Raw genomic sequence first — 24,348 nt, forward strand, 5'->3', positions numbered from 1 at the left:
CCAATCCACTCCCATGACCAGAGCCTACCTCCGTCCGGCGCCGCTGATAAGGCCCCGGTCCGGAGTGGCGGCGGGAATGGCGACGGGCGCCGGAGCGGACCGCTTGCGGGTCCGTCCGACGCCCGTCGAAACGCCTGGGGATCAGATGTTCTCCAGGATGGTGGTGACCAGCTGGTAGATCCCGAGCCAGATGAACAGCACCGCGGTGATGACCAGGGCCGTGTTGGTGTGCCAGCGATTGCGCCATTCCTTCGGCACCCGGTGGGTGTTCAGCAGCGGCAGCAGGGTGATGGCCAGGAACGGCATGAACAGCGAACCGAGGACGCCGTAGGCCAGGACCAGCGCGATCGGCTTGCCGAGCAGGAGCAGCAGCATCGGCGGGAACGTCAGCCACAGGATGTAGAAGCGGAAGTACTTGCCGTGGGCCTGGGAATCCGGGTGGTTCGAGCCCTTGCCGCGGATGTTGCCCCAGAAGTCCGCGAACATCAGCGAGACGCCGTTCCACACGCCGATGACGGAGGAGAAGGCCGCGGCGAAGAAGCCGACGAGGAATGCGTTGCCGATGAAGGTGCCGTACTTTTCCTTGAGCACGTCGCTCAGGTCGATCAGGCCCTTGGAACCGGCATCCAGGGTGACACCTGCTGCGGCAACGACCTCGGCGCCGACGATCATCATGGAGATCACGAAGATGCCAGTCATCACGTACGCCATCGTGTTGTCGATGCGCATCACGCGCATCCAGCCGGGCTTGACCCAGCCCTTCTCGCGCAGCCAGTAGCCGTAGGCCGCCAGGGTGATCGTGCCGCCGACGCCGCCGGCCAGGGCCAGGGTGTAGAGGACGGATCCGTGCGGCAGGCGCGGGACGAGACCGGCCAGCATGGCCGGGAAGTCGGGCACCGCGATGATGGCCAAGCCCACGATCGTGATGAACATCAGGCCCACGAGCACGGCGGTGATCTTCTCGAACACGGAGTACCGGTTGAACCAGACCAGCAGGAAGCCCGCCAGCCCGGTGCCGACGGCGAAGATCCAGCGCGGGACATCCGGGAACAGCGCACCCAGTGGCAGGGCCGTGGAGGCCATGGCCGAGGCGCCGTAGAGGAAGCCCCAGATGATGATGTAGGGGCCGAAGTACCAGACGGGCCAGCGGCCCAGGGTCCGCCACCCCTCGAAGATGGTCTTGCCCGAGGCCAGCGAATACCGACCGGCGCCCTCGACGAGCACGATCTTCAGGATGACGCCGATGACGAGCGCCCAGAGCAGCGCGTACCCGAACTTCGAGCCGGCGACCAGGGTCGAGACCATGTCCGCCGCACCGACGCCGGTGGCCGCAACGACCAGGCCGGGGCCGATGATTTTCCATTTCTTGGGAGGCTCGAGCTCAATGCCGCTCTGCCTGGTTTCCTCTGCCATGATGTGTGGTGTCCCTTCAGGCGCGCACCGAATGCGCGTCAGATGTGTGGTGATCGCCACCCATGGTAGTCCTTGGCCACGCGCCACCGGCATTCATGTCCTCCCGGCCCATGGGGCCGGCGGCTCATCTGGGACCGGGGCTGGCCCTGCAGCACGCGGCCGCACCTGCCTCCCCGCCATCGTCCGGCTCGAAGACCCCAGAGGACCACTGCGCCATGAACGAGTACCGCACCCTGCGCTCCGGGGACGAGATCGTCCAAGACCTGCCTTGGAGGTGGGGTGTCCAGGGCAGGATCTTCATCATCGGCGGGCTCGGTTTCATGTTCGACGCCTGGGACGTCACGCTTAACGGCGCCCTCATCCCCCTGGTCATGCAGGAATGGGGGCTCGAACGCACGACGGCGGCCTGGCTGGGCACCGCGAACCTGATCGGGATGGCGCTGGGTGCCTTCCTGTGGGGAACCATTGCCGACCGGATCGGCCGCCGCCGCGCCTTCACCTGGACCCTGCTGGTCTTCTCGCTGTTCACGGTCGCCGGGGCCCTGTCCCCGAACTTCGTCTTCTTCGCCGCGTGCCGCTTCCTGGCCGGGGTGGGCCTGGGCGGATGCATCCCGGTGGATTATGCGCTGGTCGGCGAGTTCACCCCGGCCCGGCAACGCGGCCGGGTCCTCACGGCCATGGACGGGTGGTGGCCGGTGGGGGCTGCGGCTGCCTTCTTCGTTTCGGCGCTCATCCAGGCCGGCACCGGAAACTGGCGGCTGATCCTGCTGGTCATGGTCCTGCCGGCCCTGCTGGTCTTCTGGATCCGCCGTTCGGTCCCCGAATCGCCGCTCTTCCTGGTCCAGGCCGGACGCCGACGCGAGGCCTCGGTCGTCATCGACGACCTGGTCCGGCGCACAGGCGCGCCCGAGGAACCGTACACGCTGCCCGAAACCACGCACGTTCCCACCCTCTCGGCCGGTTCGTGGTTCGACCAGTTGCGCCGTGTCTGGGCCTACAACTGGCAGATCACCTCCATTGCCTGGGCGCTGTTCCTGACCGTGCTGCTGGTCTACTACCTGGCCCTGACCTGGATGCCGTCGATCCTGCTCGATGCCGGCATGGCCGGGTCCTCCGCCCTGTTCAGCACCGCCGGAATGGCTGCGGTCGGCCTGGCTGGTGTGGCGGTCGCAGCGCTGCTCGTCGAGCGGGTGGGCCGCAAGTGGTTGTTGGGGATCAGCGCGCCGCTGGCCGCCGTCGTGTTGGTGCTGGTGGCCCTGTCCCTGTCGCAGCCGCGCATCGCGGTGGCCTGGTTGCTGGTGTTCGGATTCGTCATCCAGGTCGCGATCCCCGTCCTTTACGCCTACATTTCGGAGCTCTACCCGACCGAATTGCGCGGCTCCGGCTTCGGCTGGGCCTCGACCTTCAGCCGGCTCGGAGCCGGGTTCGGCCCGCTGGTCTTCGCCTGGCTCTGGCCCGTGTTCGGACTGGCCAACGCATTCCTGGCCGCCGGTGCCCTGGTCCTGCTCGCGGTGGCGTGGATGGGCCTGCGGGCACCGGAAACCCGCGGGGCCGTCCTGCGCTGACCTGCCGCCCACCGCGGAAGCCCATCGCTTCCCGGGCGCCATTCCCCCGGCCGTGGCCCGCCGTTACACTGGCCGTGACCGGGGTCGGTCCCGGGCACTGAGAATGGAGGCCGCATTATGTTGGATCCAGGACTTCCCCACGGAAACCCCGAGCGCACCGGCCGCTACATCGCGGTCTTCGCCGAGGACGACTCCGACCCCGCTGGCCTGCTGGCGGACTGCGGGCTGACGGAGGTGGCCGACACCCGAGACCTGGCCGGACCGGCCTCCCCTTCCACCCGGGCCGAGGCGGCGCACCGTGCCCAGGGCCTGTATTTCGCCGAGTTGGGTATCGCCGTCCTCTCCGCCGAGGACGCCCAGCTCGAAACGCTGCGGTCCCGGTCCGTCGATCAACGCCGCGGCGTCGAGATCTACCCCGAACTGGTCCACCACGTCCTGGACGCCGGCTCGCCCGGACGGCACCGTTCCGATGCGGGCGCCGGCACTGGCGGCGGTGGAACCGACGCCGATGCGCAAGCACCTGCCCCGGCCTTCGCCGATACCGACGACTTCACCTGGGGCCTGCAGGCCGTCGGCGCCGACACCAGCCCCGCGCTCGGCGAAGGCATCAAGGTCGCGGTGCTCGATACCGGCTTCGACATCGGGCACCCGGATTTTGCCGACCGGACCGTGGTCACGGAGTCGTTCGTCGACGGCGAGGACGCCCAGGACGGCCACGGCCACGGCACCCACTGCATCGGCACCTCCTGTGGACCGCGGCAGGTGGATTCCGGCCGCGGTTTCGGTGTGGCCGCGGCGGCGGACATCTATGCCGGCAAGGTCCTCGGCTCCTCAGGGTCCGGCGACGACGCCGGCATCCTGGCCGGGATCGACTGGGCCATCTCCCAGGGATGCGCCGTCGTGTCGATGTCGCTCGGCGCCGATGTCGCCGAGGTCCATCCGCCCTATGTGGCCGCTGGCAAGCGTGCCCTGGCCCGGGGAACGCTGATCATTGCGGCGGCCGGGAACAACGCCGAGCGTTCGGCGGGTAACCCGGGGTTCGTCGGCACCCCGGCGAACAGCCCCTACATCATGGCGGTCGGGGCCGTGGACCAGCGTCTGGACATCGCCGATTTCTCAGCCCGTTCCGGGGCGAACGAGGGCGGGCAGGTGGATGTGGCCGGCCCCGGTGTGGACGTCTATTCGTCCTGGCCGATGCCCCAGCGCTACAGCACGATCAGCGGCACGAGCATGGCCACCCCGCACGCGGCGGGCGTCGCTGCCCTGCTGGCCGCCACCACCGGCCTGCGGGGACGGGAGCTATGGGCCGAGCTGGTGCAGGGATGCCAACGCCTCGATGCCGCCTCGGCCGATGTCGGCGCGGGCCTGGTCCGCGCGCCGCAGGCCACCCCGACCGACCCGGACCCGGGCGAAGGCGGGGAACGCCGGCCTGCTCCCCCGGACGAGGGCGGCGCGCCGGCATGATCGAGCGGATCACCGTCACCGTCTCCGAGGCCTATGCGGGCCGGGCCGGGGAGGTCGCCGAGCGGCTGCGCGCTGCGGGCATGACGGTCGAGCGGGTTCTGGAGGCCCTGGCCATCGTCACCGGTACCGCCGACGGCGACCAGCGGGCATCGCTGCAGGCGCTGGACGGGGTCGCCTCGGTCGACGTCCAACAGGTCTACCAGCTGCCGGATCCGGACTCCGGGCTGCAATAGCCCCGGCGGGCTGGGTGCCGCCACCGGGGAAGGTGGTGGGACCGCCCTGCCGGGTCCCGCCGTCGTGCCCTGTCAGCGAGCCGCGGCGGCGAGCCCGGCCAATGTCTCGATCAGCAGGGCGCGCTCGGCGACCTTGATCCGCTCGTGCAGGGACTCCTCCGTGTCGCCATCGAGCACCTCGACGGCCCGCTGGGCCAGGATGGGGCCGGTGTCCACGCCGGCGTCGGCGATGTGGACGGTGCACCCCGCGACCTTCACCCCGTAGGCCAGGGCGTCGCGTACGCCGTGGGCGCCGGGGAAGGCGGGCAGCAGCGCGGGGTGGGTGTTGATGTAGGTGCCCTCGAAGGCGTCGATGAACTCCTCGCCAACGATCCGCATGAAGCCCGAGGAGACCACGAAGTCCGGCTGATAGAAGCGGCAGGCCAGCGTCAGGGCATGGTTCCAGTCGCCGCGGTCGGCGTAGTCGCGGAAGGGGACCTCGAAGGTCTCGATCCCGGCGGCCGCGGCCCGCGCGACCCCGCCGGTTCCGGGTCGGTCGGCTCCGACGGCGGCGATCTCGACATCGAGTCCCCCGGAGGCGACGGCGTCGATGACGGCCTGGAGGTTGGAACCGGTTCCGGAGACGAGGACGACGATGCGCATCCAGCCAGTTTAGGCGCCGGGACCGGCGCGACTAGGCTAATGACATGCCCGCACCCGAAGAAGACGCCGCAGCCCGGATGGCCTCCGTGGTCGGTTGGATCCGCGCCGTCGTGCTGCTGGTGCTGCTGGCCTACCTCTTCTCCTCCGTGGCCCTGCCCTGGAAGATCGCCTCCGTCGTCTTCGGGATGGCCGGTGTGGTCTGCGGGGTCATCGCCTCGGTGAAGGTCATCCGCCGCAAGCTGCCCGGGGTCCTGCGGGTCACCATCCCGCTGGCCACGCTGGCGTGCCTGCTGTTCACCCTCTCGACCTCGACGCAGGTCGTCTTCTACCAGCCGACCGCCGAATACGAGCAGTGCCTGGCCGACACCGTGACCGCGCGCTCCCAGGCGCAATGCAAGCACGACTACGAGCAGAAGCTCTCCACCTTCCAAGGAGTCATCGGATCATGAGCCTCGACCAGCCCGGCCCCGACCAGCACGGCGCGCAGCCGGTTCCCGACACCAAGGACTGGACCTGGACGCTCGACCGGGCCTGCGCGGAATGCGGCACGGACGCCACGGCGATGAGCCCGCAGGACATCGCGTCGGCCATCCGGGCGTCGCTGCCGCGCTGGGCCGCCGTGCTGCAACGCGAGGACGTGGCCCTCCGGCCCGATCCGCGCGTGTGGAGCCCGCTGGAGTATGCGGCCCATGTGCGCGATGTGTTCAAGGTGATGCACTACCGGCTGGATCTGATGCACCAGGAGGACGAGCCGACCTTCCCGGACTGGGACCAGGACGCCACCGCGGTGGAGGACGACTATGCCGGCCAGTCACCGCGCGTGGTGGCGACCCAGCTCGCGGCGGCGGGCCGCGGCCTGGCCGACGCCCTCGATGCGGTGCTCAAGCGCGACCTGCACCGGCAGGGGATGCGCGGCAACGGGGCCGCCTTCACGGTCCAGACGCTGGGCCGCTATGCCTGGCACGACATCGCCCACCACCTGCACGACGTCGGGGCCTGAGCCGGCCCCGGGCCGGACCCCACCTGGTCCCCGCGGCGGGACCCGGTGGGTGCCTCAGGCGTCCAGGACCTCAGTCCTCCAGGACGGGGTCGCGCTCCAGGAACGGGGCGACCAGGTATCCGATGACAACGCCGATCCCGACCTCGCCGGCCAGCAGCACCGCGGTCATCCACAGGTCCGGCCCCAGCTCGGTGAGGCGCCCGATGCCCAGCGACCCGCCGGCAAGCCAGCTGCCCAGCAGGGAGACCAGGCCGGCGACGACGCCGATGAAGACCCCCAGCAGCAGGGTGGACAGGGCCAGCGATGCCCAGCGGACCTTCAGCCGGATGGAGAGCCAGTCCTCGAAGTGGTTTTCGCCCTCGCGCAGGAACCACCAGCCGGCCAGGAGCCCGGCGAGCACGGGCAGGAGCATGAACAACCAGGCCGAGTGCAGGTCCCCGGCGGGCAGGGCCCCGAGCACCGGCATCGCCGGCAGCGGGCCGACGGCGGTTCCCAGCGGGCCCAGCGTGCTCCCGGTGCCGAGGGCGACGCCGCCGCCGCTGATCCAGGCCAGCGCCCACAGGGCCAGGTTCGGGGCGATCCCGAGCTGTGCGAGCGTCAGGACCGCTCCGCCGACCGGGCCCGGCTGGAGCTGCTGGTAGATGTTCGAGATCTCGAGCCAGTGCAGGCCCAGGGTGGCGGTCAGGCCCAGTGCGGCCAGCCCAAAGGCCGCGGCGTAGCCGACCAGCCCGGCCCGGATGACCGACCAGAGGTACGACCCGGCCCAGCGTGAATGCTGGCTCGTCCTGGCGATCCAGGCGGCGAAGTCCACCCCGATGAGCCGGCCCCACGAGCCGGCCTCGCGCCGGGCGCCCACGATCACCCCGAGTCCGGCGGGGATCAGCGGGATCAGGCACGCGGCCCCCAGGTTGACCCCGACCTCCTCGGTGGGCACCGCGAATCCTGTCACCAATCCCACCAACAGGTAGGCGCACAACGCACCGGCGATGCCCTGCCACAGCTGGTCGGTGTAGGAGGCGCGGGCAATGCGCCGGCCCGACCGCCACGCCAGGAAGAACGGGATGAGCGTCAGCCCCAGCGGTGTGAACGTCAGCAGGCCAGTGACCATGGCCGGCGACCCCTCCCCTGCGGAGAGGTTCAGCTCCAGCGGGACGCCGTGGATGAGCAGCCAGACCTGCCCGCACATGCGGAACACCGAATCCAGGGTCCGGGCGGCGAAGCCGCCGGTGAACCAGACGGCCAGCAGCGGCACGACGACCAGCACGGCCGAGAAGAAGGCGCACTGGATGAACTCGAGCGCCCCCTGCAGCCACAGCGGCATGGGGATGCCCTCGCGCCAGGAATGCCGCAGGGAGTCCACGGCCGCATGGCCGCGCGATGTCGTCTTCCCGGTGGTCCGTGCCTGGCCGGGGCCGGGCTGCTGCGCTTTTTTCATCGTCTCAATCGTGCCACCTGCCGCCCCCGATCGGGGCGAACGACGCGACGCGGGACCGATGCACGACGGCGGTGCCCCCTCGGTGCCGGCTGCACGACTGCCGGGATTCACCGGCACGACATCCGCGGTTCAGCCGCCGCTCACGCCGACGGTACAGGCTATCGGGTGTGAGAGTCGTCGTGGTCGCAGAGTCCTTCCTCCCGCACTTCAACGGAGTCACCCACTCGGTGCTCCAGGTCCTGGCGCACCTGCGCCGGACCGGCCACGAGGCGATGGCCATCGCCCCGGCCGGCGGCACCGGCGGGGACCACACGGGGACGGTGCCCCGCACCGACGTCGACAGGGTCGAGGGCTTCACCGTGGTGCGCCTGCCCTCGCTGCCGTTGACCGGGTATGCCAATGTGCGGGTCGCCGCGGGAACCGTGGCACGCCTGCGGCGGTTGATCGCCGGGTTCGGCGCCGATGTGGTGCATGTGGCCAGCCCGTTCGTGCTCGGCTGGCGGGCCATCCAGGCCGCCGGGCAGCTGGGGCTTCCGCTCGTGTCGGTCTACCAGACCCAGGTGCCGGCCTACGCGGCCCGCTACGGTGTGCCGTGGCTGGAGCCGGTGTTGTGGAACCACGTGCGGGCGATGCACCAGGCATCCACGGTGACCCTGGTCCCCAGCCGCCATTCCCTGGCCGAACTGCAGCAGGCCGGGGTGCCGCGGTTGCGGATGTGGCGGCGCGGGGTCGACACGCAGCGCTTCTCCCCCGCCCGGCGCGATGCCGGCCTGCGGTCCCGACTGGCCCCGGACGGCGAGCGACTCGTCGGTTATGTGGGCCGGCTGGCCACCGAGAAGCAGGTCGCGGACCTGGCCGTGCTCTCCGACCTGCCCGGGACACGGCTGGTCATCGTCGGCTCCGGCCCGCTGAAGGAGACGTTGCGCCGGCGTCTGCCCGGTGCGCATTTCGCCGGCTTCCTCGACGGGGAGGAGCTGGCCACGATAATGGCCAGCCTGGACCTGTTCGTGCACCCCGGCGAATCCGAGACCTTCTGCCAGACCATCCAGGAGGCCATGGCCTCGGGCCTTCCGGCCATCGCCGTCGGACGCGGCGGGCCGCTCGACCTGGTGGACTCCTCCCGCACCGGCTGGCTCTACCGCCCCGGGGACCTGGCCGGACTGCGCGAGCGGGTGGCCGACCTGGCCCATGACGACGCCAAACGCGCGGCCTTCGCGGCGGCGGCGCTGGCCTCGGTGCAGGCGCGTTCCTGGGCCTCGGTCTGCGAGGAGCTGCTGGTGCACTACGAGCGGGCCATCAACGTCAAGGCCCGCAGCCGGCACGCCCGCTTTGCCTGATCCGTCGTCGTGGTCCACTGTTGCCCGCGTGGCACGGTTCATGAAGCCGTCAAGGTGCACGCGGGGACCAGTTCAATGCGGCCCCACGGATATGCGGGCCGGAGACGGAGAGTCGAGGCCTGGTGGTCGACGACATGCCGAGCCGAGTCTTCGCCTCCGGGTCGGGGACGATTGACCGCCGTGGAGACAGCCACGCTCCATAGCGTACGGATAACGCACAACTGTACGTTTTACGTACACGGGTTTAGGATAGGAGCCAGATCACCGCCAACGGTGGCGCCGTCCCATCCCCAGCGAGGTAGAAGCGTTGAGCACCATCGAACAGTCCTATCTGGTCGGCCTGATCGGCGAGGGCGTCGAGCCGTCCCTCAGCCCTGCCCTGCACGAGGCCGCCGCCGACGCGCACGGCCTGCGCTACGTCTACCGCCCGGTGGACCTGCTCACCCTGGGCCGCGACGCGACGGCCGTCGGGGACCTGCTGCGCGCCGGGCGCGACCTGGGCTTCAACGCCTTCAACATCACCCACCCCTGCAAGCAGGTCGTCATCGACCAGCTCGACTCGCTCTCCGACCACGCCCGACGCCTCGGCGCGGTGAACACCGTGCTGATCCGCGACGGCAGGTTCCACGGGGAAAACACCGACTTCTCCGGATTCGGCTTCGCCCTGCGCACCGGCCTGCCCGATGCCACCCTCGACAGCGTCGTGCAGCTCGGGGCCGGCGGTGCCGGCTCGGCGGTCGCCTATGCCCTGCTCGACGCCGGCGCCTGCCATCTCGCGCTGGTGGACACCGACGCCACCCGCTGCGCGGACCGCGCCACCGCACTGGCCGGGCACTTCCCGCACGCCTCAGTCACCGCCCACGGTCCGGACGAGGTCCCGGGATTGCTCGCCGCCGCGGACGGTTTGTTGAACGCCACGCCCATCGGCATGCACCAGCACCCCGGCCTGCCGCTGGACACCGCCGCCCTACAGGCCCGCCACTGGGTCGCCGACGTCATCTACCGCCCGGTCGACACCGAGCTGATCCGCACCGCCGCGGCCCTCGGCTGCCGCACGCTGGACGGCGGGCACATGGCCGTCGGGCAGGCCGTCGGTGCCTTCGCCCACATCACCGGCATCGAACCCGATGCCACGGCGATGCGCGCGCACTTCCTGGACCTGATCGGCCAGGGGCTCTAGGCCATGCGGACTTCCATCGCCACGGTTTGCCTCTCCGGAACGCTGGAGGAGAAGATGCTGGCCTGCGCCCGGGCGGGCTTCGACGGCATCGAGATCTTCGAGCAGGACCTGGTGGTCAGCCCGATGTCCCCGGAGGAGATCCGGGCCCTGGCCGACCGGCTCGGCCTGACCCTGGATCTGTACCAGCCCTTCCGCGACCTCGAGGGCGTCGATGAGGCGACCTTGGCCGCCAACCTGCGCCGCGCCGAGGCCAAGTTCGCGCTGATGGACCGGCTGGGCATCGACACGATGCTGGTCTGCAGCAACGTCGGCACCGCCACCATCGACGACGACGCCGTGGCCGCCGACCAGCTGCGCCGCCTGGGCGACCTGGCCCAACGCCACGGCATCCGGCTCGCCTACGAGGCCCTGGCCTGGGGCCGGTACGTCAACACCTACCGCCACGCCTACCGCATCGTCGAACTCGCGGACCACCCGGCGGTGGGCACGTGCCTCGACTCCTTCCACATCCTCTCGCGTGCCGACGACCCCGCCGCGATCGCCGAGCTCGATCCGTCCCGGATCTTCTTCGTCCAGCTCGCCGACGCCCCCGTCCTCTCGCTGGACATCCTCTCCTGGAGCCGGCACTACCGCCTCTTCCCCGGCCAGGGCGGATTCGACCTGGCCGGCTTCATGGCCCACCTGGTGCACAGCGGGTACGACGGCGCCGTGTCACTGGAGATCTTCAACGACACCTTCCGCCAGTCCAACGTCCAGCGCACCGCCATCGACGCGATGCGCTCGCTGCTGTGGCTGCAGGACCGCACCGCGGCCCGGCTCGACGCCGCGGCGGACCGGTTCCCGATGCGGCTGGCCACCCTCGCCCCGGCCGCGGCGCCGACCGGCATGGACTTCGCCGAGATCCGCACCGACGACGCCGAATCCGTCGCAGCGTTGCTCGCCCACCTGGGCTTCGCCTTCGTGGGCCAGCACCGGCGCAAACTGGTCCAGCTGTGGACGCAGGGCGCGGCCCGCATCGTCATCAACGGCCAACGTGCCACCGGCGCCGCGGCATCGATCTCGGCACTGGGCTTCCAGGTCGCGGACCCGGACACCAGCATCGAACGGGCGCGTGGCCTGCGGGCTGCACCGGTCCCCCGGCAGAACACCGCCGACGAGGCCGTGCTGCGCGGGGTCCTCGCCCCCGACGGCACCGAGGTCTTCTTCGGCGCCGACACCGCGGAACCGGCCTGGGCCGACGAATTCGGCGGCGCGGGTGCGGCGGCCGCGGACCGGGCAGCGGGCACCGGTCAGGACGAGGGCGCCGGCGGGGATCCGGCGTCGTGCCTGGTCACCGGGATCGACCACGTGAACCTGGCCCAACCGTGGCAGGCCTTCGACGAGGCGGTCCTGTTCTACGAATCGGCGCTGCGGCTCTCGACCCGCCCGGCCACCGAGGTCCCCAGCCCGTTGGGCCTGGTCCGCAGCCAGGTCATGCGCAGCGACGACGGGGCCGTGCGGCTGGCGCTGAACCTGGTCCCGCAGGCCCTGGACGGCGGCGGGAACGGTGACGGCCGGCATCCCTATGCCGAACACGTGGCGTTTGCGACCACCGACATCGTGGCCCTGGCGCGGCGAGCGACGGCATCGGGCATGGAGTTTTTGCCGATCCCGGAGAACTACTACGAGGACCTGGCCGCGCGCTTCGGGCTCGAGGAGGGGATGCTGGCGACGCTGCGCGGGCTGCAGCTGCTCTACGACCGCGACGAGCACGGCGCGTTCCTGCACTTCTACACCGGGACCGTGGGCCGGCTGTTCCTGGAGGTCGTGCAGCGCCTCGATGGGTACGATGGCTACGGTGCCCCCAACGCGCCGGTCCGCCTGGCCTCACAGTTCGAGCACAACCGGCTGCGGGCGGGCTGATACATCACGACGACGAGCGAGGATGCCATGATTGCCGACACCGACGACGCGGTGCCCGACTACTTCGTGAAGTCGGCGGACAAGGTGCTGCAGATCCTGCTGGCGTTCACCTCGGCCCAACCGACGCTGACCGTCTCGCAGGCGGCGACGGCGACCTCGATGTCCCGGGCGGCGGCCCGCCGGTTCCTGCTCACGCTCACCGACCTGGGCTACCTGAGCACCGATGGGACGGCCTTCACGCAGACCCCGCGGGTGCTGGACCTGGGCGCCAGCTACCTGTCCTCGTTGAGCCTGCCCGACATCGCCCGGCCGCACCTGACCGAGCTGGCGCACCGGCTGGACGAGACGGCGACGCTGTCCACCCTCGATGGGCAGGACGTCATCTACATCGCCCGGGTAGCCGCCCCGCGCCTGCACAGCGTGACCGTGAACCTGGGCAACCGGCTGCCGGCCTGGGGCACCTCGATGGGCCGGGTGCTGGTCGCCGCACTGCCCGCGGCCGCGCGCGAACGCTTCTTTGCCGGGGCCGAGCTGGTCGGCTACACCTCCAACACCATCACCAGCGTGGAGAAGCTGCGCGCGGAGATCGAGGCCGTCGGCGCCCGCGGCTGGTCGCTCGTCTCGCAGGAACTCGACGTCGGCCTGCGCGGGCTGGCCGTCCCGGTGCGCCGCGGCGACGATGTCATCGCCGCACTGAACGTCTCGATCCAGTCCGGCCGCCGGGACGCCCCCGACGTCGAGGCCGATCTGGTGCCGGTGCTGCAGGAGGCGGCGGCACGGATCGCCGAGGACTTCGGCGGCCGCACCGTCTGAGACCGGCGCCGCCGCGGCCCGGGTCAGTAGCTGGCGGGGGCGTCTCCGCCTTCGGCGGCAGCCTCGTCGGGGACGAACTTCGCCGCCAGCGCCTCGGTCCCGCGGGCGAGCAGGGCAACGTCGGCCCCGACCCCGACGAAATCGACGCCGGCATCCATGTAGGCCCGGGCCGTGGCCTCGCCGAAGGCGTTGACCCCCACGAACTTGCCGGCGGCCTTGACCGCGGCGATGGTGGTGCTGACGGCTGCGACCACCTCGGGGTGGTCCTGCTGGCCGATGACGCCCATCGAGGCGGCCAGGTCCGAGGGGCCGATGAAGATCCCGTCGACCCCGTCCACGGCCGCGATGTCGGCGGCGTTGGCCACGGCCTCGGCCGATTCCACCTGAACGATCAACGTGATCGTCTCCGAGGCGCGGCCCAGGTAGCCGGGGATCCGGTTCCAGCGTGCGGAGCGGGCCAGCGCCGAGCCGACCCCGCGCACGCCCAGGGGCGGGTAGCGCACCGCGGCCACGGCCGCCGCTGCATCCTCGGCGGTGTGGACCATCGGCACGATGAGGGTCTGGGCCCCGACGTCGAGGTACTGCTTGATCAGCACCGTGTCATTGACCGCCGGGCGCACCACGGGGACCACCGGGTAGCCGCGCACGGCCTGCAGCTGGGCCAGGACCGACTCCGGGGAGTTCGGCGAGTGCTCGGCGTCGATGAACAGCCAGTCGAACCCGGCACCGGCGCAGATCTCGGCGACCAGCGGGGAGGCCGAGCAGACCCAGATCCCGGCCAGCGGGCGATTGGCCGCGGCCAGGGCATCGCGGAAGGACGGATCGGGCTCTACGCGAAATGACATGTGATCGTCCCCAGTTCCCCGTAGTCGGCAAAGACGGTGTCGCCTGCGTTGACCCACATCGGGCGGGTGAAGGATCCCGCGAGGATGATCTCCCCCGCCTTGAGCCCGTCGCCGTGCGGGGCGATCTTGTTGGCCAGCCAGTGGACCCCGGAGGCGGGGTGGTTCAGCACGCCGGCGGCGACGCCGGTCTCCTCGACCACCTGGTTCTTGTAGAGGATGGCCGAGACCCAGCGCAGGTCCACGGCGTCGGGGGCGACGGGGCGGCCGCCGATGACCATGGCCCCCATCGCGGCGTTGTCGCTGATGGTGTCCACGATGGTCCGGCCTTCCATCTCGATCCGCGAGTCCAGGATCTCCAGGGCGGGGACGACGTATTCGGTGGCGCGCAGCACGTCGAAGATCGTCGCGCCGGGACCGGTGATGTCGTCCTTGAGCACGAACGCGAGCTCGACCTCCACCCGCGGGTGCGTGTACTGCTTCCAGTCGATGACCGCGGCGTTCTCCAGTACCATGTCGTCGAAGATGATCCCGTAGTCCGGCTCGGTGATCCCGGTGGCCGCCTGCATCGCGCGGGACGTCAGACCGATCTTGCGGCCGGCCAGACGGCGCCCGTTGGCCTCGCTGCGCTGGCGCCAGAGGCCCTGCACCTTGTAGGAGTCCTCGATCGTCATCTCCGGGTAGCGGGCGGTGAGCCGCTTCACCGGCGTGCGGCTGCGGCCGGCCTCCACCAGTTCGTCCGCGATGGAGGTGATGGTCTCGTCGTTGAGCATGTCGATGCCAGCCTTCCTGGTCCTGTGGGCGGTGGCGGCCCGGTGCGGTGCCGTCGGTCCCCTCTCGTCCTCACATCGTATACGATCCAATGCGTGACGAGGGTCATAGGCCCTCCGGATTCTCCGGGAAGGCGCCTGCATCGGCGCCATGGCGGCCCCGCATCTCGGGCACTCCTGCCGGGGCCGCGCCCGGCGGTACCGGTCGCTAGACGGATCCAGCGCACGTCGTTAGCGTTAAAGCACCGTGCACGGCTAGTTGGCCGATCAGCACGACGGTTCTGGCGAACCGCCAATTGAGCAGTACCGATGAAAGGAATGCGCAATGGGACTCGACGACAAGATCTCGAACAAGGCCGAGGAATTCTCCGGCAAGGCCAAGGAAGCCGCTGGCGACGCCACCGACAACGAGAGCCTGCAGGCTGAGGGCGCGGGCGACCAGGCCAGCGCCGGCGCGAAGCAGGCCGGCGAGCACGTCAAGGACGCCGCGAAGGACATCAAGGACGGCTTCAGCGGCAAATAAGGCACGACGGCGGTGCTGGATTGGCTCGCGGACCCGGCCCAAGGGCCGCATGGGCCAGCGGGCGCGCCTGGCGCCAGCCGTTGAGAAGACGTGAGGGGCGGACCATTCGGTCCGCCCCTCACGCTTTTCCGCTGCCGGATCCGCACGCCGGATCCGGCCGCCGACAGAGCTAGCCGGTGGGCTCGATGTTGGCCAGCAGCTGCTCGAAGGGCAGCGATTCCATCGGGTCCGGGCGTGCCGCCGAGACCGAGGTCCCCTGCACGGCGCGGGCCAGTTCCGCACCGGCCCGGGCGACGCGGGCGGCCAGCTGCCCGCTGCCGGTGTCCCCGCCCCAGTCCTCGGGGGCGGCGAAGACGCCGGTGGGCACGGCGGTGGCCCGCAGGTAGCTGAAGATCGGGCGCATCACGTAGTCGATCACCATCGAGTGGCGCGCCGAGCCGCCGGTGGCGGCCAGCAGGACGGGCTTGCCATCGAGGGCCGTGGGGTCCAGAACGTCCAGGAACGACTTGAACAGGCCGCTGACCGAGGCGGTGAAGACCGGGCTCACGGCGACCAGCGCATCGGCCGCACCGACCTGCTCGATGATCTCGGCCAGCCGCGGCGGGGCGTACCCGGCGACCATGGTGGTGGCGATGTCCACCGCCATGTCGCGCAGCTCGATCACGGAGACCTCGGCCTCCACGCCGTCGGCGGCCAGCGCCTCGGCGGCGGCCCGGCCCAGCTGGTCGCCCAGCATGCGCGATGTCGAGGGCGTTCCCAGCCCTCCGGAAATGACGACGATTGATGTGGCCATAACGACTTCCTCCCACTCGGTTCAATGCGTTTGCATATAAAACCGCGTGGGAGGGTGTTCTATTCCCGCAAGGGCAGCCGGTCACTGGCCGGCCGGTTGACGGGCCTAATCGGCCCGGCTGTGCTCCCGGCCGCTGCCCGGATCGGATTCGGGCCGCGGCAGGAATGTCAGGCTCAGTCGCTTCACGATGCCGTAGGCGACCATGTACAGCCCGATCAGCACCCCGACCCACAGGGACCCCGCCGTGTCCCCGTTGCCCATGACCGCGGCATTGAGCGTCGCGCAGATCAGCAGGACCAGCAGTCCTCCGGTGGCCATCGCCCCGCCTTGGATGCGGTGGTGGGTCGACATCATCCCCTGGTGGCCGTCCGCCATTTTCGCGTACCCCATGACCCTCTCCTTCGAAAGCCGATCCGGCCCCGGGCGAGCCGGATGGGTACTCCCACCGTAGGCCGGACCGAGGGGGACCACAAGGGCACTCGTGCCCTGGTGGGCGCCCCGCTCAGGGGCCGCTCAGCCGGCTTCGGCGGCCTCCCGGCTGGCCCGCTCGATTTCCTCGGCGCGTTCGCGGTTCGCCTCCTCGGTCAGGGCCGCCCCCGCCTCGGCGTCGCGGGTCAGGTTCTCCCCCGTCGCGGGGTCGAAGACGTGCAGCCGGCGGGTGTCCAGCCAGAGTTCGGCCGTGCGTCCGCCGCGGATCCGGCTGGCGGCGTCCAGGGTGACCACGACCTGCGGGCGCAGCTCGTCGGCGTCCAGGTCCCGGGCCAGCCCGTCGAGCAGGTCCTTGACCTCGGGCGAGGGCTCGAAGTGGATGTAGCCGTACTGCTCGTTGCCCAGCCATTCGGTGTGGCTGAGCTCGGCGCTGAAGACCGTGCCGCGATCCAGCTTGGATTCCTCCACGAGGCTGGCATCCTCGAAGTACTCCGGGCGGATGCCCAGCAACACCACGTCCCGGGAGGCGGCGCGGGCGGCCAGCGCCTCGGGCACGGCCATGTCCCCGATCGGGGTCTTCAACGTGGTGCCCTCGGCGGTGGCGGGCAGGAAGTTCATCGAGGGGCTACCGATGAACCCGGCCACGAAGAGGTTGATGGGCTGTTCGTAGAGCTCCCGCGGGGACGCGATCTGCTGCAGCTCGCCCTTCTTGAGCACCGCCACCCGGTCCCCGAGCGTCATGGCCTCGGTCTGGTCATGGGTGACGTAGACGCTGGTGGTCCCCAACCGGCGCTGCATCTGCGAGATCTCCGCGCGCATCTGCCCGCGCAGCTTGGCGTCCAGGTTGGACAAGGGCTCGTCGAACAGAAAGGCGTCGGCCTGCCGCACGATCGCCCGGCCCATGGCCACGCGTTGGCGCTGGCCGCCGGAGAGGTTGCCCGGCTTGCGCTCGAGGTGGTCGGTCAGCTCCAGCGTCGTCGCTGCGGCCCGCACCCGTTCCTGCACGTCCTCCTCCCGGAATTTGCCCTTGGCCAGGCGCAGCGGGAAGGCGATGTTCTCGAACACCGTCAGGTGCGGGTAGAGCGCGTAGTTCTGGAAGACCATGGCCAGGTTGCGGTCGCGCGGTGCCTTGTCGTTGACCCGCTTCTCGTCGATGTACAGGTCCCCGCTGGTGATGTCCTCGAGCCCGACGATCATGCGCAGCAGCGTGGACTTGCCGCAGCCCGAGGGCCCGACGAGGATCACGAACTCCCCGTCGGCGATGTCGATGGAGACGTCGTTCACGGCCGGGAACCCGTCGTCGTACTTCTTGACCAGGTTCTTCAGCGAAATCGATGCCATGGGATGTCCTCTGCTTTCTCGGGCCAGGGCCTCAGCCCTTGACCGCGCCCTGGGTCAGCCCGGAGACGATCTGGCGCTGGAAGCCCAGCACCAGGAGCACCACCGGGATGGTGACGATGATTGCGGCCGCGGAGATCGCGCCGGTGGGTGATTCGAACTGGGAGGCGCCGGTGAAGAACGCCAGCGCCGCCGGCACCGGCCGGGCCGCCTCGGTGGAGGTCAGCGAGATGCCGTAGACGAAGTCGTTCCAGGCGATGAAGAACGCGATGATCGCCGTGGTGAACACCCCCGGCGCGGCCAGCGGGACGATCGCCTTGCGGAACGCCTGCCAGGCCGTCGCCCCGTCCACCTGGGCCGCCTGCTCGAGCTCCCACGGGATCTGCCGGAAAAAGGCCGCCAACGTCCAGATGGAGATCGGCAGCGTCAGCGACAGGTACGGGATGATCAGCCCCAGCCACGTGTCGTAGAGCCCGATGGTGCGCCAGACGTTGAACAGCGGGGTGACGATGGAGATGACCGGGAAGATCGACACGGCCAGGGCCGTGGTCAGCACCAGCTTCTTGCCCGGGAAGTCCAGCCGGGCGATCGCGTAGGCGCACAGCGTGGCCAGCACGACGGCGATGGCCGTGGCGATGAGTGTGATGCCGATGGAGTTGCGCAGCGAGGTCAGGAACAGCTCCTGGGCGTCGCCGACCAGGATCTGCTCGTAGTTGACCCCGGACCACTCGGTGGGCAGCAGCTTGCCGTTGGACAGGTCGCTGGGTTCCTTGAACGAGGTCGCCAGGATCGAGAACACCGGGAACAGCGCGTAGACCGCGACGACGATCGTGATGAGGATCCAGATGATCCGCGTCTTGGCGGTGGTCGCTTTCATCACTTGCCTCCCTGGGATCCGGCGAGGTCGACCTTGAACAGCCTGATCGCCACAAAGCAGATGACCAGCACGCACAGGAACAGCAGCACGGACACCGCCGAGCCGAGCCCGATCTCCAGCCGGCCGATCGAGGTGCGGTAGGCCAGCAGCGAGAGCACCTCGGTGCCGTAGGCGCCGTTGGTCATGATGAACACGTTGTCGAAGATGCGGAAGGCATCCAACGCCCGGAACAGCACGGCCACCATGATCGCGGCCTTCATGTTCGGCAGGATCACCCGCTGCATGCGCTGCCACCAGGTCGCCCCGTCGACCTCCGCGGCCTCGGTGAGCTCGTCCGGGACCTGGGCCAGGCCGGCGAGCAGCAGCAGCGAGATGAACGGGGTGGTCTTCCAGATCTCCGAGGCCATGATCACGAACAGCGACGTCCACGTGTCGGCGAACCAGTTCAGGTCCGGGCCGATGCCCGGCACCCAGTCGAACCAGTTGTTGACGAAGCCCGAGTTGATGTCGAAGGCGTAGAACCACGCAAAGGCGGAGACCACGGTGATGATGCCGTAGGGCACCAGGATGGCCGTGCGCACGAAGCCGCGCAGCGACTTGAGCGCCTTGTGCATCACCAGCGCCAGCGCGAAGCCGAGCACCAGCTCGACCACCACGGTGATGACCGTGATCAGCGAGGTGACGCCCAGATCCCGCCAGAACAGCGAATCGGTCAGGATCACCCCGTAGTTCTTCAGCCCGATGAAGCTCTTGTCCTCCGGGGCGGTGAGCCGGAAGTTGAACAGCGAGTCCCAAACGGCCTGCAGGATCGGATACAGCGTGACCAGCAGCATGACCACGAACGCGGGTCCGGCCAGCCACCATCCCAGACGGCGTTCGGCACGGCGCCGTTCGGAGAGGACGACGGCGGGTGCCCGCCTGCGCTGGCCCGCCCGGGTCCCCACGGAGGTGCTCATGGCCGCACCTCCCCGGTCAGGACCGGCACCGCCGTGCTGGACCGCCTCATCCCCGATCGCCTCATCCCCGATCGCCTCATAGCAGCCTCTCCCCTCGCAGGACCTCGATGATGAAGTCGGTGGTCTCCTTCGGCGTCGTGTCCGGGTCGACCCCCGACGGCGGCGCCCAGTGCTGTTGGATCCCGGTGGAGACCTCGTTGTAGTACGGGGTCTGCGGCCGCGGGGCCGATTGCCGCAGCGACTGCCGGATCGTCTCTGCCATCGGGAACTTCTCCTTGATGGACGGATCGTCGTAGGCCGTCGAATCCGAGGGTGGGTTGCCGTTGGTCACGAAGTACTCGACCTGGTGTTCGGGGGTGACGATGCACTCGATGGCCTCGTACGCCAGGTCGGGGTGCCTGCTGGCGGCGCCGACGCCGAGGTTGATGCCACCCAGCGGCGGACGCGACTCCCGGTTGGCGTCGGTGCGCGGGTAGAGCGCCCAGCCGATGTCCTCCAAGAGCGACTTCTCCAGTGTGCCGGCCTCGACGCTGGCCTTTGTCGCCGGCCACACGAACGGCCAGTTGACCATGAACGATCCCTTCTCGCCCTGGAACTGGAGCATCGATTCGTTCTCCGCCTGGGTCGGCAGGCCCGGCCCGCCCAGCCCCTTCTTGCCGATCGTGGAGACGATCTCGGCCGCCTTGCGCCCCGCCTCGGATTCGAGTCCGAGCCGGATCTGGTCCGCCGGCGCCTCCGGGTTCTCCACGATATGCCCGCCGCCGGATTCGACCAGGGCGTTCACCCACACGGTCATGGACTCGGCCAGGGCGCCCTGGACGCTGAGGTACTTGTCCTGGTCCTGCGCGACCTGGATGAGCTGGTCCCACGTCACCGGTTGGGACATGTCCAGTCCGGCGTCCCGCGCAACGGACTTGCGGTACCAGAGGATCTGCGTGTTCGCCCAGAACGGGACGGTGACCAGCGTGTCCTTCCATTTGGCCCCGGCGAGGGCGCCGTCGAGGGTGTTCTCGGTGGTCTTGCGCGCGGTGTCCTCGGGCACGGGTGCCAGAAAGCCCGGTTCGGCCAGTTCGGGAATGAACGGCGGATCCAGGCTCATGATGTCCAGCGAGGTGTCCCCGGCCGCGAGCCGGCGGGCGAGTTGTTCGCGCTGGGCGGCGGCGTCGGAGGGAAGCAGTGTGGTCTGGATCCGGTACTTTCCGTCGGCTGCCGCGGTGCACTTCTGCGCAATGGCCTCCTGGCCACCGTCGTCCGGGTTGATGTACCAAGTGAGCACCGGCGTCGAATCGGCCGGCCCGCAGCCGGAGAGCAGGAGGGCCAGCGCCGCCGCTGCGACCCCTGCCCGGCGTGCGCCGCGCCGCAAGCCGCTGCGGTTCGATTGTTCTGGCATCTGCTCGAGCCTCCCCGTCGACGTCGGCGGTGCCCGAACTCTACCGGTCCGATCGGGCCCTGGCCCTGAGACTATGCCCTGAATGCGTTTTGCGCCACAGACACCTCTTGCGCGGTGTGTTGCCCGGGGTGGCCGACCGCACCGCGGCCGGGCCGTTCCGGCACCCGCCGGGAAGTCCGGGACGGCGGTCCCCCACGCGGAAACCGCCGCCCCCAGTACGAGGGGACGGCGGTCTGCGGCAGGTTCGCCGGAGTGGTCAGGCGGCCAAGTCAGGCGGCCCGATCAGGCGGCCTGGTCAGCCGGCGTCGTAGCGTTGCCCATCGTCATCGGGGCGCTGGTCCGGATCGTCGGCGTCGTTTCCGCTGCCGTCAGGCGTCTGGCGCTCGTCCAGCGTGCGGATCGTCTCGCCGTCCTCGCCGACATCGACGAGCTCGCCGTCGGCGGAGCCGGCGAAGGTGTGGTGTTCCTCCTCGTGTCCGCCGGTTGCCTCGTCAGTTCCGAGGTACGACGGGTCAGGCGTGGCCGCCTGGTCGTCCGCCGGTCCGTTGCCGGAGGGGGTCGGTTCATTTGTTGTCGACATTCGTGCCACCTTCCTCGGGGAAATCCAGGGCGCCGGGACCGCGCATGCGGCGGTAGAGTCCGTAGGCCAGCATCACGACGCCCAGAATGACGCCCAGCCAGACGGGGCTGTCCAGGGGCGCGCGTTTGAACGCCTGGACCACGAGGTAGGCACCGAAGACGACGATGACGACGGCCCCGAAGAGCGCGAGCTTCATCCCCGCCGGTTTGGTGTCCCGCGGCCAGCGGGAACTGTGGTGTTCTGACATGGCCTCTCCCTACACTCGAATCGTTGGAACGTTCAGGAGTTCCGCAGGGACTTGATCAGCTCGTCCTTTTTCTGGTCGGAATATCCGGTCAGTCCGATTTCCTTGGCCCGGTCCTTCAGCTCCTCGACGGTCCAGTCCTCGTAGCTTCCGGATTCGCCGCCGCGTTCGCCGACCTCATCGCGACCATCCCGCGCTGCCGCGTTGGCGATCCGCGCGGACTTCTGCTTCGAGTTCCCTTCGTCGCGTAGTTCCTCGTAGAGGTGCTCGTCCTTGATCCTGTCGGCCATCAGGTACTCCTTTCGGCAGGTCGTTCCTCCAGCCTATGCACTGTCCCACGCAGGTCAATGCTTTAGGGCCGGATCCTGCTGGCGCCCCCGCGGTGGCCGCGGGCAGGGGCTCAGCCGACCGTGAACTGCAGCCGCTGCAGGCCGCTGGCCCCGTTGGGTACCGGGTCGGCACGTTCGGCGGTCTGGACCATGCCGTCGGCGTCGATGGCCCGGACCGTGACCGAGTGGGTTCCCTCCGGTGCGTCCTGCCAGTGGAAGGACCACTGGCGCCAGGTGTCGACGGTGGCCTCGGCCGCCAGGTCGGCGTCCTGCCACTCGCCGTCGTCGATCTTGACCTGCACGGCCTTGATCCCGGTGGTCTGCGCCCAGGCGGTGCCACCCAGGTGCACGGTTCCCGGGGCGACGGTCGCGAAGGCGCGCGGGACGTCGACGCGGGAGGCGAGCTTGATGGGGCCGTGGTCGGACCAGCCCCGGGTGGTCCAGTAGGCGCTCTTGTCGGCGAAGCGGGTGACCTCCAGGTCCACGACCCACTTGGTGGCCGAGACGTAGCCATACAGCCCCGGGACGACCATCCGCACCGGGTAGCCGTGTTCGAGGGGCAGCGGTTCTCCGTTCATGCCCACGGCGAGCAGCGCGTTGCGCTGGTCCCTGAGGACCTCCAGCGGGGTGGAGGCGCTGAAGCCGTCGATGCTGGTGGACAGGACCATATCTGCGCCCTGCTGTGGACGGGCGCGTTCCAGGATCTTGCGCAGCGGGTAGCCAAGCCATTTGGCGTTGCCGACCAGGTCGCCGCCGACCGGGTTGGACACGCAGGTCAGGGTCAGCCACGTCTCCTCGAGGTCCATGCCCAGCAGCTCGTCGAAGGTGATCGTGAATTCCTCCTCCACCATGCCGTGGACCCGCAGACTCCAGCCGGCCGGGTCGATGCGCGGGACGGCCAGGGCCGTGTCGATGCGGTAGAACTTCCCGTTGGGCGTGACGAAAGGCGGCATGCCCTTCACCTCGGCGCCCACGCCGTCGGGCAGGTTGACGGCCTGCTTGACCGGCCGCGGCAGCCGCAGCGCCTCGCGGGTGGCCTGGGCCGTGTTGAGGACGGCCGAGAGCGCCCGTCCACCCGCCAGCATGGCTGCCGCTCCGACGACACCGACGGCGGATCCGAGCAGGAAACCGCGCCGGGAGGACGACGCCGGTGCCCCGGTCGGGCGCTCGCCCCGCCCTGCGGGGCCGGACGGGGCGGGGGCAACGGGGACGGGGGCAGCCGTCGCGGCGGCGGCACGTCCGGCCAGGTACCGCAGTGCCAGGATCCCGGCGACGGTGCCGACGAGGGTCGGGATGACGTCCAGGACGCCCGTGGCCGGCCGGGAGAGGACGCTGGCCGACATGCCCACGCCGAGCAGAACGATCACGGCGGTGGCCGCCGCGGGGCGGTTCCGGGCCAGCAGGCCGGTGCCGGCGGCGACGAGCGCGGCGACGATCCCCATCGAGACGAAGAGGGCGAGTTTGTCGTTGGTGCCGAACAGCCCGATGGCGAAGTCCTTCAGCCATGGCGGGGTGATGTCGATGAACGTCTGGCCCAGCGCCACCATCGGGGAGGCTGCCGTGGCGAAGAAGGCTGCCACGAGTTCGGCGACGCCGAAGAGCAGGGCGGCGGAGACGAGCCCGGCGAGGGCGAAGCGCCACTGCCGCAGCGGCCCGCGGTTCCGGCCGGCGCCCGCGGTGCGTTCCGGGGTGGTGCTGTGCGTGTCCATGATGGGCCTTCCTCGGTCTGCGGCGGCCGGCGCCCGTCCCCGGGCGTGGGCCTGCTTCCATGATCGCGCCATCCGGCCTGCCGGGGATCCCCTGGGCGCGGCCGGATGCGCGGAATCGGCTCAGGCCTTGGTGCGGCCCAGGATGCTGCCCAGGGCGACCATGGCCGCGCCGAGGACCAGGTGGAGCCAGTTGTCGGCGTCGTTCAGCGGAACGAAGTTCGCCGGGCTGCCGTGTCCGATCAGCAGTCCGTAGATCCACAGCACCAGGTAGATGATGCCGCCGATGACCAGGTAGCGCTTGGCCGAGAGGGGCCCGCGGGAGAACAGGAGCCCGGCGATGCCGAACAGCAAGTGGACGATGTTGTGCAGGACCGATACCTGGAACAGGCCCAGCAGCATGGCGCCCGACTGGTGCCCGGCGAAGGTCAGCTCGCCCACGTTCGTGGTGATGCCCGGGATGAAGCCGAGCACGCCGACCAGCAGGAAGGCTGCCCCGACGACGAGGGCCGCCAGCTGGACGTGGGTGCGGCGGGTGGCGGTGGTGTGTGTGGTGGACATGGTCCGGCTCCTTGGGTGCGCCGCCC

Annotated in this window: 26 protein-coding genes; 10 read left to right on the top strand and 16 right to left on the bottom strand. The window is 70.0% G+C overall.

What is annotated here, in order from left to right; all coding sequences use genetic code 11:
- Positions 1-141 precede the first annotated feature (141 nt).
- Complete coding sequence (locus AB8M85_RS07305; protein ID WP_372698112.1) at positions 142-1,413, bottom strand: Nramp family divalent metal transporter; 1,272 nt, start codon at positions 1,411-1,413, stop codon at positions 142-144.
- 215 nt (positions 1,414-1,628) lie between these two features.
- Between AB8M85_RS07305 and AB8M85_RS07310 the strand changes: the two genes are divergently transcribed.
- From AB8M85_RS07310 to AB8M85_RS07320, 3 genes are all read left to right on the top strand, one after another.
- Positions 1,629-2,978: an MFS transporter gene (locus AB8M85_RS07310; protein ID WP_372698113.1), complete on the top strand. Its 1,350-nt coding sequence runs from the start codon at positions 1,629-1,631 to the stop codon at positions 2,976-2,978.
- 117 nt (positions 2,979-3,095) lie between these two features.
- Positions 3,096-4,442: a S8 family serine peptidase gene (locus AB8M85_RS07315; protein WP_372698114.1), complete on the top strand. Its 1,347-nt coding sequence runs from the start codon at positions 3,096-3,098 to the stop codon at positions 4,440-4,442.
- Positions 4,439-4,675, top strand: a complete 237-nt coding sequence (locus AB8M85_RS07320) for a hypothetical protein (protein ID WP_372698115.1) — start codon at positions 4,439-4,441, stop codon at positions 4,673-4,675. The genes AB8M85_RS07315 and AB8M85_RS07320 overlap by 4 nt, the downstream gene beginning before the upstream one ends.
- 72 nt (positions 4,676-4,747) lie before the next feature.
- On the opposite strand, the gene purN is transcribed toward AB8M85_RS07320, so the two are convergent.
- A complete protein-coding gene (gene purN, locus AB8M85_RS07325) occupies positions 4,748-5,317 on the bottom strand; it encodes a phosphoribosylglycinamide formyltransferase (protein ID WP_372698116.1) in 570 nt (189 codons plus the stop codon).
- Positions 5,318-5,361: 44 nt separating this feature from the next.
- Between purN and AB8M85_RS07330 the strand changes: the two genes are divergently transcribed.
- Together AB8M85_RS07330 and AB8M85_RS07335 are read left to right on the top strand one after the other, a co-directional pair.
- Complete coding sequence (locus AB8M85_RS07330; protein ID WP_372698117.1) at positions 5,362-5,766, top strand: hypothetical protein; 405 nt, start codon at positions 5,362-5,364, stop codon at positions 5,764-5,766.
- The gene (locus AB8M85_RS07335) at positions 5,763-6,317 is read left to right on the top strand and encodes a DinB family protein (protein WP_372698118.1); all 555 of its coding nucleotides are present in this window, start codon (positions 5,763-5,765) and stop codon (positions 6,315-6,317) included. Before AB8M85_RS07330 ends, AB8M85_RS07335 begins: the two co-directional genes overlap by 4 nt.
- A gap of 70 nt (positions 6,318-6,387) precedes the next feature.
- On the opposite strand, the gene AB8M85_RS07340 is transcribed toward AB8M85_RS07335, so the two are convergent.
- Positions 6,388-7,638, bottom strand: coding sequence for a DUF6350 family protein (locus AB8M85_RS07340; RefSeq protein ID WP_372698549.1), 1,251 nt, complete (start codon positions 7,636-7,638; stop codon positions 6,388-6,390).
- Between the two features lie 281 nt (positions 7,639-7,919).
- Between AB8M85_RS07340 and AB8M85_RS07345 the strand changes: the two genes are divergently transcribed.
- The 4 genes from AB8M85_RS07345 (at position 7,920) to AB8M85_RS07360 (ending at position 12,984) form a co-directional block, all read left to right on the top strand.
- Positions 7,920-9,089, top strand: a complete 1,170-nt coding sequence (locus AB8M85_RS07345; protein ID WP_372698119.1) for a glycosyltransferase family 4 protein — start codon at positions 7,920-7,922, stop codon at positions 9,087-9,089.
- A 307-nt stretch (positions 9,090-9,396) separates the two neighbouring features.
- Positions 9,397-10,269, top strand: coding sequence for a shikimate dehydrogenase (locus AB8M85_RS07350; RefSeq protein WP_372698120.1), 873 nt, complete (start codon positions 9,397-9,399; stop codon positions 10,267-10,269).
- A gap of 3 nt (positions 10,270-10,272) precedes the next feature.
- A complete protein-coding gene (locus AB8M85_RS07355; protein WP_372698121.1) occupies positions 10,273-12,171 on the top strand; it encodes a bifunctional sugar phosphate isomerase/epimerase/4-hydroxyphenylpyruvate dioxygenase family protein in 1,899 nt (632 codons plus the stop codon).
- Between the two features lie 27 nt (positions 12,172-12,198).
- Positions 12,199-12,984, top strand: coding sequence for an IclR family transcriptional regulator C-terminal domain-containing protein (locus tag AB8M85_RS07360; protein ID WP_372698122.1), 786 nt, complete (start codon positions 12,199-12,201; stop codon positions 12,982-12,984).
- A gap of 23 nt (positions 12,985-13,007) precedes the next feature.
- Here AB8M85_RS07360 and AB8M85_RS07365 read toward each other — a convergent pair whose 3' ends face one another.
- Both AB8M85_RS07365 and hpaH read right to left on the bottom strand, forming a co-directional pair.
- Entirely contained in the window at positions 13,008-13,829 is an 822-nt protein-coding gene (locus AB8M85_RS07365; protein ID WP_372698123.1) for an aldolase/citrate lyase family protein, read from the bottom strand.
- Complete coding sequence (gene hpaH / locus AB8M85_RS07370) at positions 13,814-14,599, bottom strand: 2-oxo-hept-4-ene-1,7-dioate hydratase (RefSeq protein ID WP_372698124.1); 786 nt, start codon at positions 14,597-14,599, stop codon at positions 13,814-13,816. The genes AB8M85_RS07365 and hpaH overlap by 16 nt, the downstream gene beginning before the upstream one ends.
- Positions 14,600-14,921: 322 nt before the next feature.
- Between hpaH and AB8M85_RS07375 the strand changes: the two genes are divergently transcribed.
- Positions 14,922-15,119, top strand: a complete 198-nt coding sequence (locus AB8M85_RS07375; protein ID WP_372698125.1) for a CsbD family protein — start codon at positions 14,922-14,924, stop codon at positions 15,117-15,119.
- Positions 15,120-15,288: 169 nt separating this feature from the next.
- On the opposite strand, the gene AB8M85_RS07380 is transcribed toward AB8M85_RS07375, so the two are convergent.
- From AB8M85_RS07380 to AB8M85_RS07430, 11 genes are all read right to left on the bottom strand, one after another.
- On the bottom strand, positions 15,289-15,912 hold the full coding sequence (locus tag AB8M85_RS07380) for an FMN reductase (protein ID WP_372698126.1): 624 nt from the start codon (positions 15,910-15,912) through the stop codon (positions 15,289-15,291).
- A 105-nt stretch (positions 15,913-16,017) separates the two neighbouring features.
- Positions 16,018-16,302 carry a hypothetical protein gene (locus AB8M85_RS07385; RefSeq protein WP_372698127.1) on the bottom strand — a complete coding sequence of 95 codons (285 nt, stop codon included), beginning with the start codon at positions 16,300-16,302 and terminating at the stop codon, positions 16,018-16,020.
- A gap of 123 nt (positions 16,303-16,425) precedes the next feature.
- Positions 16,426-17,682: an ABC transporter ATP-binding protein gene (locus AB8M85_RS07390; protein WP_372698128.1), complete on the bottom strand. Its 1,257-nt coding sequence runs from the start codon at positions 17,680-17,682 to the stop codon at positions 16,426-16,428.
- Positions 17,683-17,713: 31 nt separating this feature from the next.
- Positions 17,714-18,556: a carbohydrate ABC transporter permease gene (locus AB8M85_RS07395; protein ID WP_372698129.1), complete on the bottom strand. Its 843-nt coding sequence runs from the start codon at positions 18,554-18,556 to the stop codon at positions 17,714-17,716.
- Positions 18,556-19,512: a carbohydrate ABC transporter permease gene (locus AB8M85_RS07400; RefSeq protein WP_372698130.1), complete on the bottom strand. Its 957-nt coding sequence runs from the start codon at positions 19,510-19,512 to the stop codon at positions 18,556-18,558. Before AB8M85_RS07400 ends, AB8M85_RS07395 begins: the two co-directional genes overlap by 1 nt.
- 76 nt (positions 19,513-19,588) lie before the next feature.
- Positions 19,589-20,902, bottom strand: coding sequence for an extracellular solute-binding protein (locus AB8M85_RS07405; RefSeq protein ID WP_372698131.1), 1,314 nt, complete (start codon positions 20,900-20,902; stop codon positions 19,589-19,591).
- A gap of 295 nt (positions 20,903-21,197) precedes the next feature.
- Complete coding sequence (locus AB8M85_RS07410; protein WP_372698132.1) at positions 21,198-21,482, bottom strand: hypothetical protein; 285 nt, start codon at positions 21,480-21,482, stop codon at positions 21,198-21,200.
- A complete protein-coding gene (locus tag AB8M85_RS07415) occupies positions 21,466-21,729 on the bottom strand; it encodes a hypothetical protein (RefSeq protein ID WP_372698133.1) in 264 nt (87 codons plus the stop codon). The genes AB8M85_RS07410 and AB8M85_RS07415 overlap by 17 nt, the downstream gene beginning before the upstream one ends.
- Before the next feature lie 32 nt (positions 21,730-21,761).
- A complete protein-coding gene (locus AB8M85_RS07420; protein ID WP_372698134.1) occupies positions 21,762-22,016 on the bottom strand; it encodes a Rho termination factor N-terminal domain-containing protein in 255 nt (84 codons plus the stop codon).
- 110 nt (positions 22,017-22,126) lie between these two features.
- A complete protein-coding gene (locus tag AB8M85_RS07425) occupies positions 22,127-23,764 on the bottom strand; it encodes a molybdopterin-dependent oxidoreductase (protein ID WP_372698135.1) in 1,638 nt (545 codons plus the stop codon).
- Positions 23,765-23,884: 120 nt separating this feature from the next.
- Positions 23,885-24,322 carry a DUF4383 domain-containing protein gene (locus AB8M85_RS07430; protein ID WP_372698136.1) on the bottom strand — a complete coding sequence of 146 codons (438 nt, stop codon included), beginning with the start codon at positions 24,320-24,322 and terminating at the stop codon, positions 23,885-23,887.
- Positions 24,323-24,348 lie beyond the last annotated feature (26 nt).

This window comes from Arthrobacter sp. JSM 101049, assembly GCF_041679245.1.
In the GTDB taxonomy this organism is placed as follows: Bacteria; Actinomycetota; Actinomycetes; order Actinomycetales; family Micrococcaceae; genus Arthrobacter_H.

Excerpts from the sequence above, each read along its gene's own strand:
- AB8M85_RS07305 (WP_372698112.1), bottom strand. The coding sequence starts at position 1,413 with ATGGCAGAGGAAACCAGGCAGAGCGGCATTGAGCTCGAGCCTCCCAAG.
- AB8M85_RS07310 (WP_372698113.1), top strand. The coding sequence starts at position 1,629 with ATGAACGAGTACCGCACCCTGCGCTCCGGGGACGAGATCGTCCAAGAC.
- AB8M85_RS07315 (WP_372698114.1), top strand. The coding sequence starts at position 3,096 with ATGTTGGATCCAGGACTTCCCCACGGAAACCCCGAGCGCACCGGCCGC.
- AB8M85_RS07320 (WP_372698115.1), top strand. The coding sequence starts at position 4,439 with ATGATCGAGCGGATCACCGTCACCGTCTCCGAGGCCTATGCGGGCCGG.
- purN (WP_372698116.1), bottom strand. The coding sequence starts at position 5,317 with ATGCGCATCGTCGTCCTCGTCTCCGGAACCGGTTCCAACCTCCAGGCC.
- AB8M85_RS07330 (WP_372698117.1), top strand. The coding sequence starts at position 5,362 with ATGCCCGCACCCGAAGAAGACGCCGCAGCCCGGATGGCCTCCGTGGTC.
- AB8M85_RS07335 (WP_372698118.1), top strand. The coding sequence starts at position 5,763 with ATGAGCCTCGACCAGCCCGGCCCCGACCAGCACGGCGCGCAGCCGGTT.
- AB8M85_RS07340 (WP_372698549.1), bottom strand. The coding sequence starts at position 7,638 with ATGCCGCTGTGGCTGCAGGGGGCGCTCGAGTTCATCCAGTGCGCCTTC.
- AB8M85_RS07355 (WP_372698121.1), top strand. The coding sequence starts at position 10,273 with ATGCGGACTTCCATCGCCACGGTTTGCCTCTCCGGAACGCTGGAGGAG.
- AB8M85_RS07360 (WP_372698122.1), top strand. The coding sequence starts at position 12,199 with ATGATTGCCGACACCGACGACGCGGTGCCCGACTACTTCGTGAAGTCG.
- AB8M85_RS07365 (WP_372698123.1), bottom strand. The coding sequence starts at position 13,829 with ATGTCATTTCGCGTAGAGCCCGATCCGTCCTTCCGCGATGCCCTGGCC.
- hpaH (WP_372698124.1), bottom strand. The coding sequence starts at position 14,599 with ATGCTCAACGACGAGACCATCACCTCCATCGCGGACGAACTGGTGGAG.
- AB8M85_RS07375 (WP_372698125.1), top strand. The coding sequence starts at position 14,922 with ATGGGACTCGACGACAAGATCTCGAACAAGGCCGAGGAATTCTCCGGC.
- AB8M85_RS07380 (WP_372698126.1), bottom strand. The coding sequence starts at position 15,912 with ATGGCCACATCAATCGTCGTCATTTCCGGAGGGCTGGGAACGCCCTCG.
- AB8M85_RS07385 (WP_372698127.1), bottom strand. The coding sequence starts at position 16,302 with ATGGGGTACGCGAAAATGGCGGACGGCCACCAGGGGATGATGTCGACC.
- AB8M85_RS07390 (WP_372698128.1), bottom strand. The coding sequence starts at position 17,682 with ATGGCATCGATTTCGCTGAAGAACCTGGTCAAGAAGTACGACGACGGG.
- AB8M85_RS07395 (WP_372698129.1), bottom strand. The coding sequence starts at position 18,556 with ATGAAAGCGACCACCGCCAAGACGCGGATCATCTGGATCCTCATCACG.
- AB8M85_RS07400 (WP_372698130.1), bottom strand. The coding sequence starts at position 19,512 with ATGAGCACCTCCGTGGGGACCCGGGCGGGCCAGCGCAGGCGGGCACCC.
- AB8M85_RS07405 (WP_372698131.1), bottom strand. The coding sequence starts at position 20,902 with ATGCCAGAACAATCGAACCGCAGCGGCTTGCGGCGCGGCGCACGCCGG.
- AB8M85_RS07410 (WP_372698132.1), bottom strand. The coding sequence starts at position 21,482 with ATGTCGACAACAAATGAACCGACCCCCTCCGGCAACGGACCGGCGGAC.
- AB8M85_RS07415 (WP_372698133.1), bottom strand. The coding sequence starts at position 21,729 with ATGTCAGAACACCACAGTTCCCGCTGGCCGCGGGACACCAAACCGGCG.
- AB8M85_RS07420 (WP_372698134.1), bottom strand. The coding sequence starts at position 22,016 with ATGGCCGACAGGATCAAGGACGAGCACCTCTACGAGGAACTACGCGAC.
- AB8M85_RS07425 (WP_372698135.1), bottom strand. The coding sequence starts at position 23,764 with ATGGACACGCACAGCACCACCCCGGAACGCACCGCGGGCGCCGGCCGG.
- AB8M85_RS07430 (WP_372698136.1), bottom strand. The coding sequence starts at position 24,322 with ATGTCCACCACACACACCACCGCCACCCGCCGCACCCACGTCCAGCTG.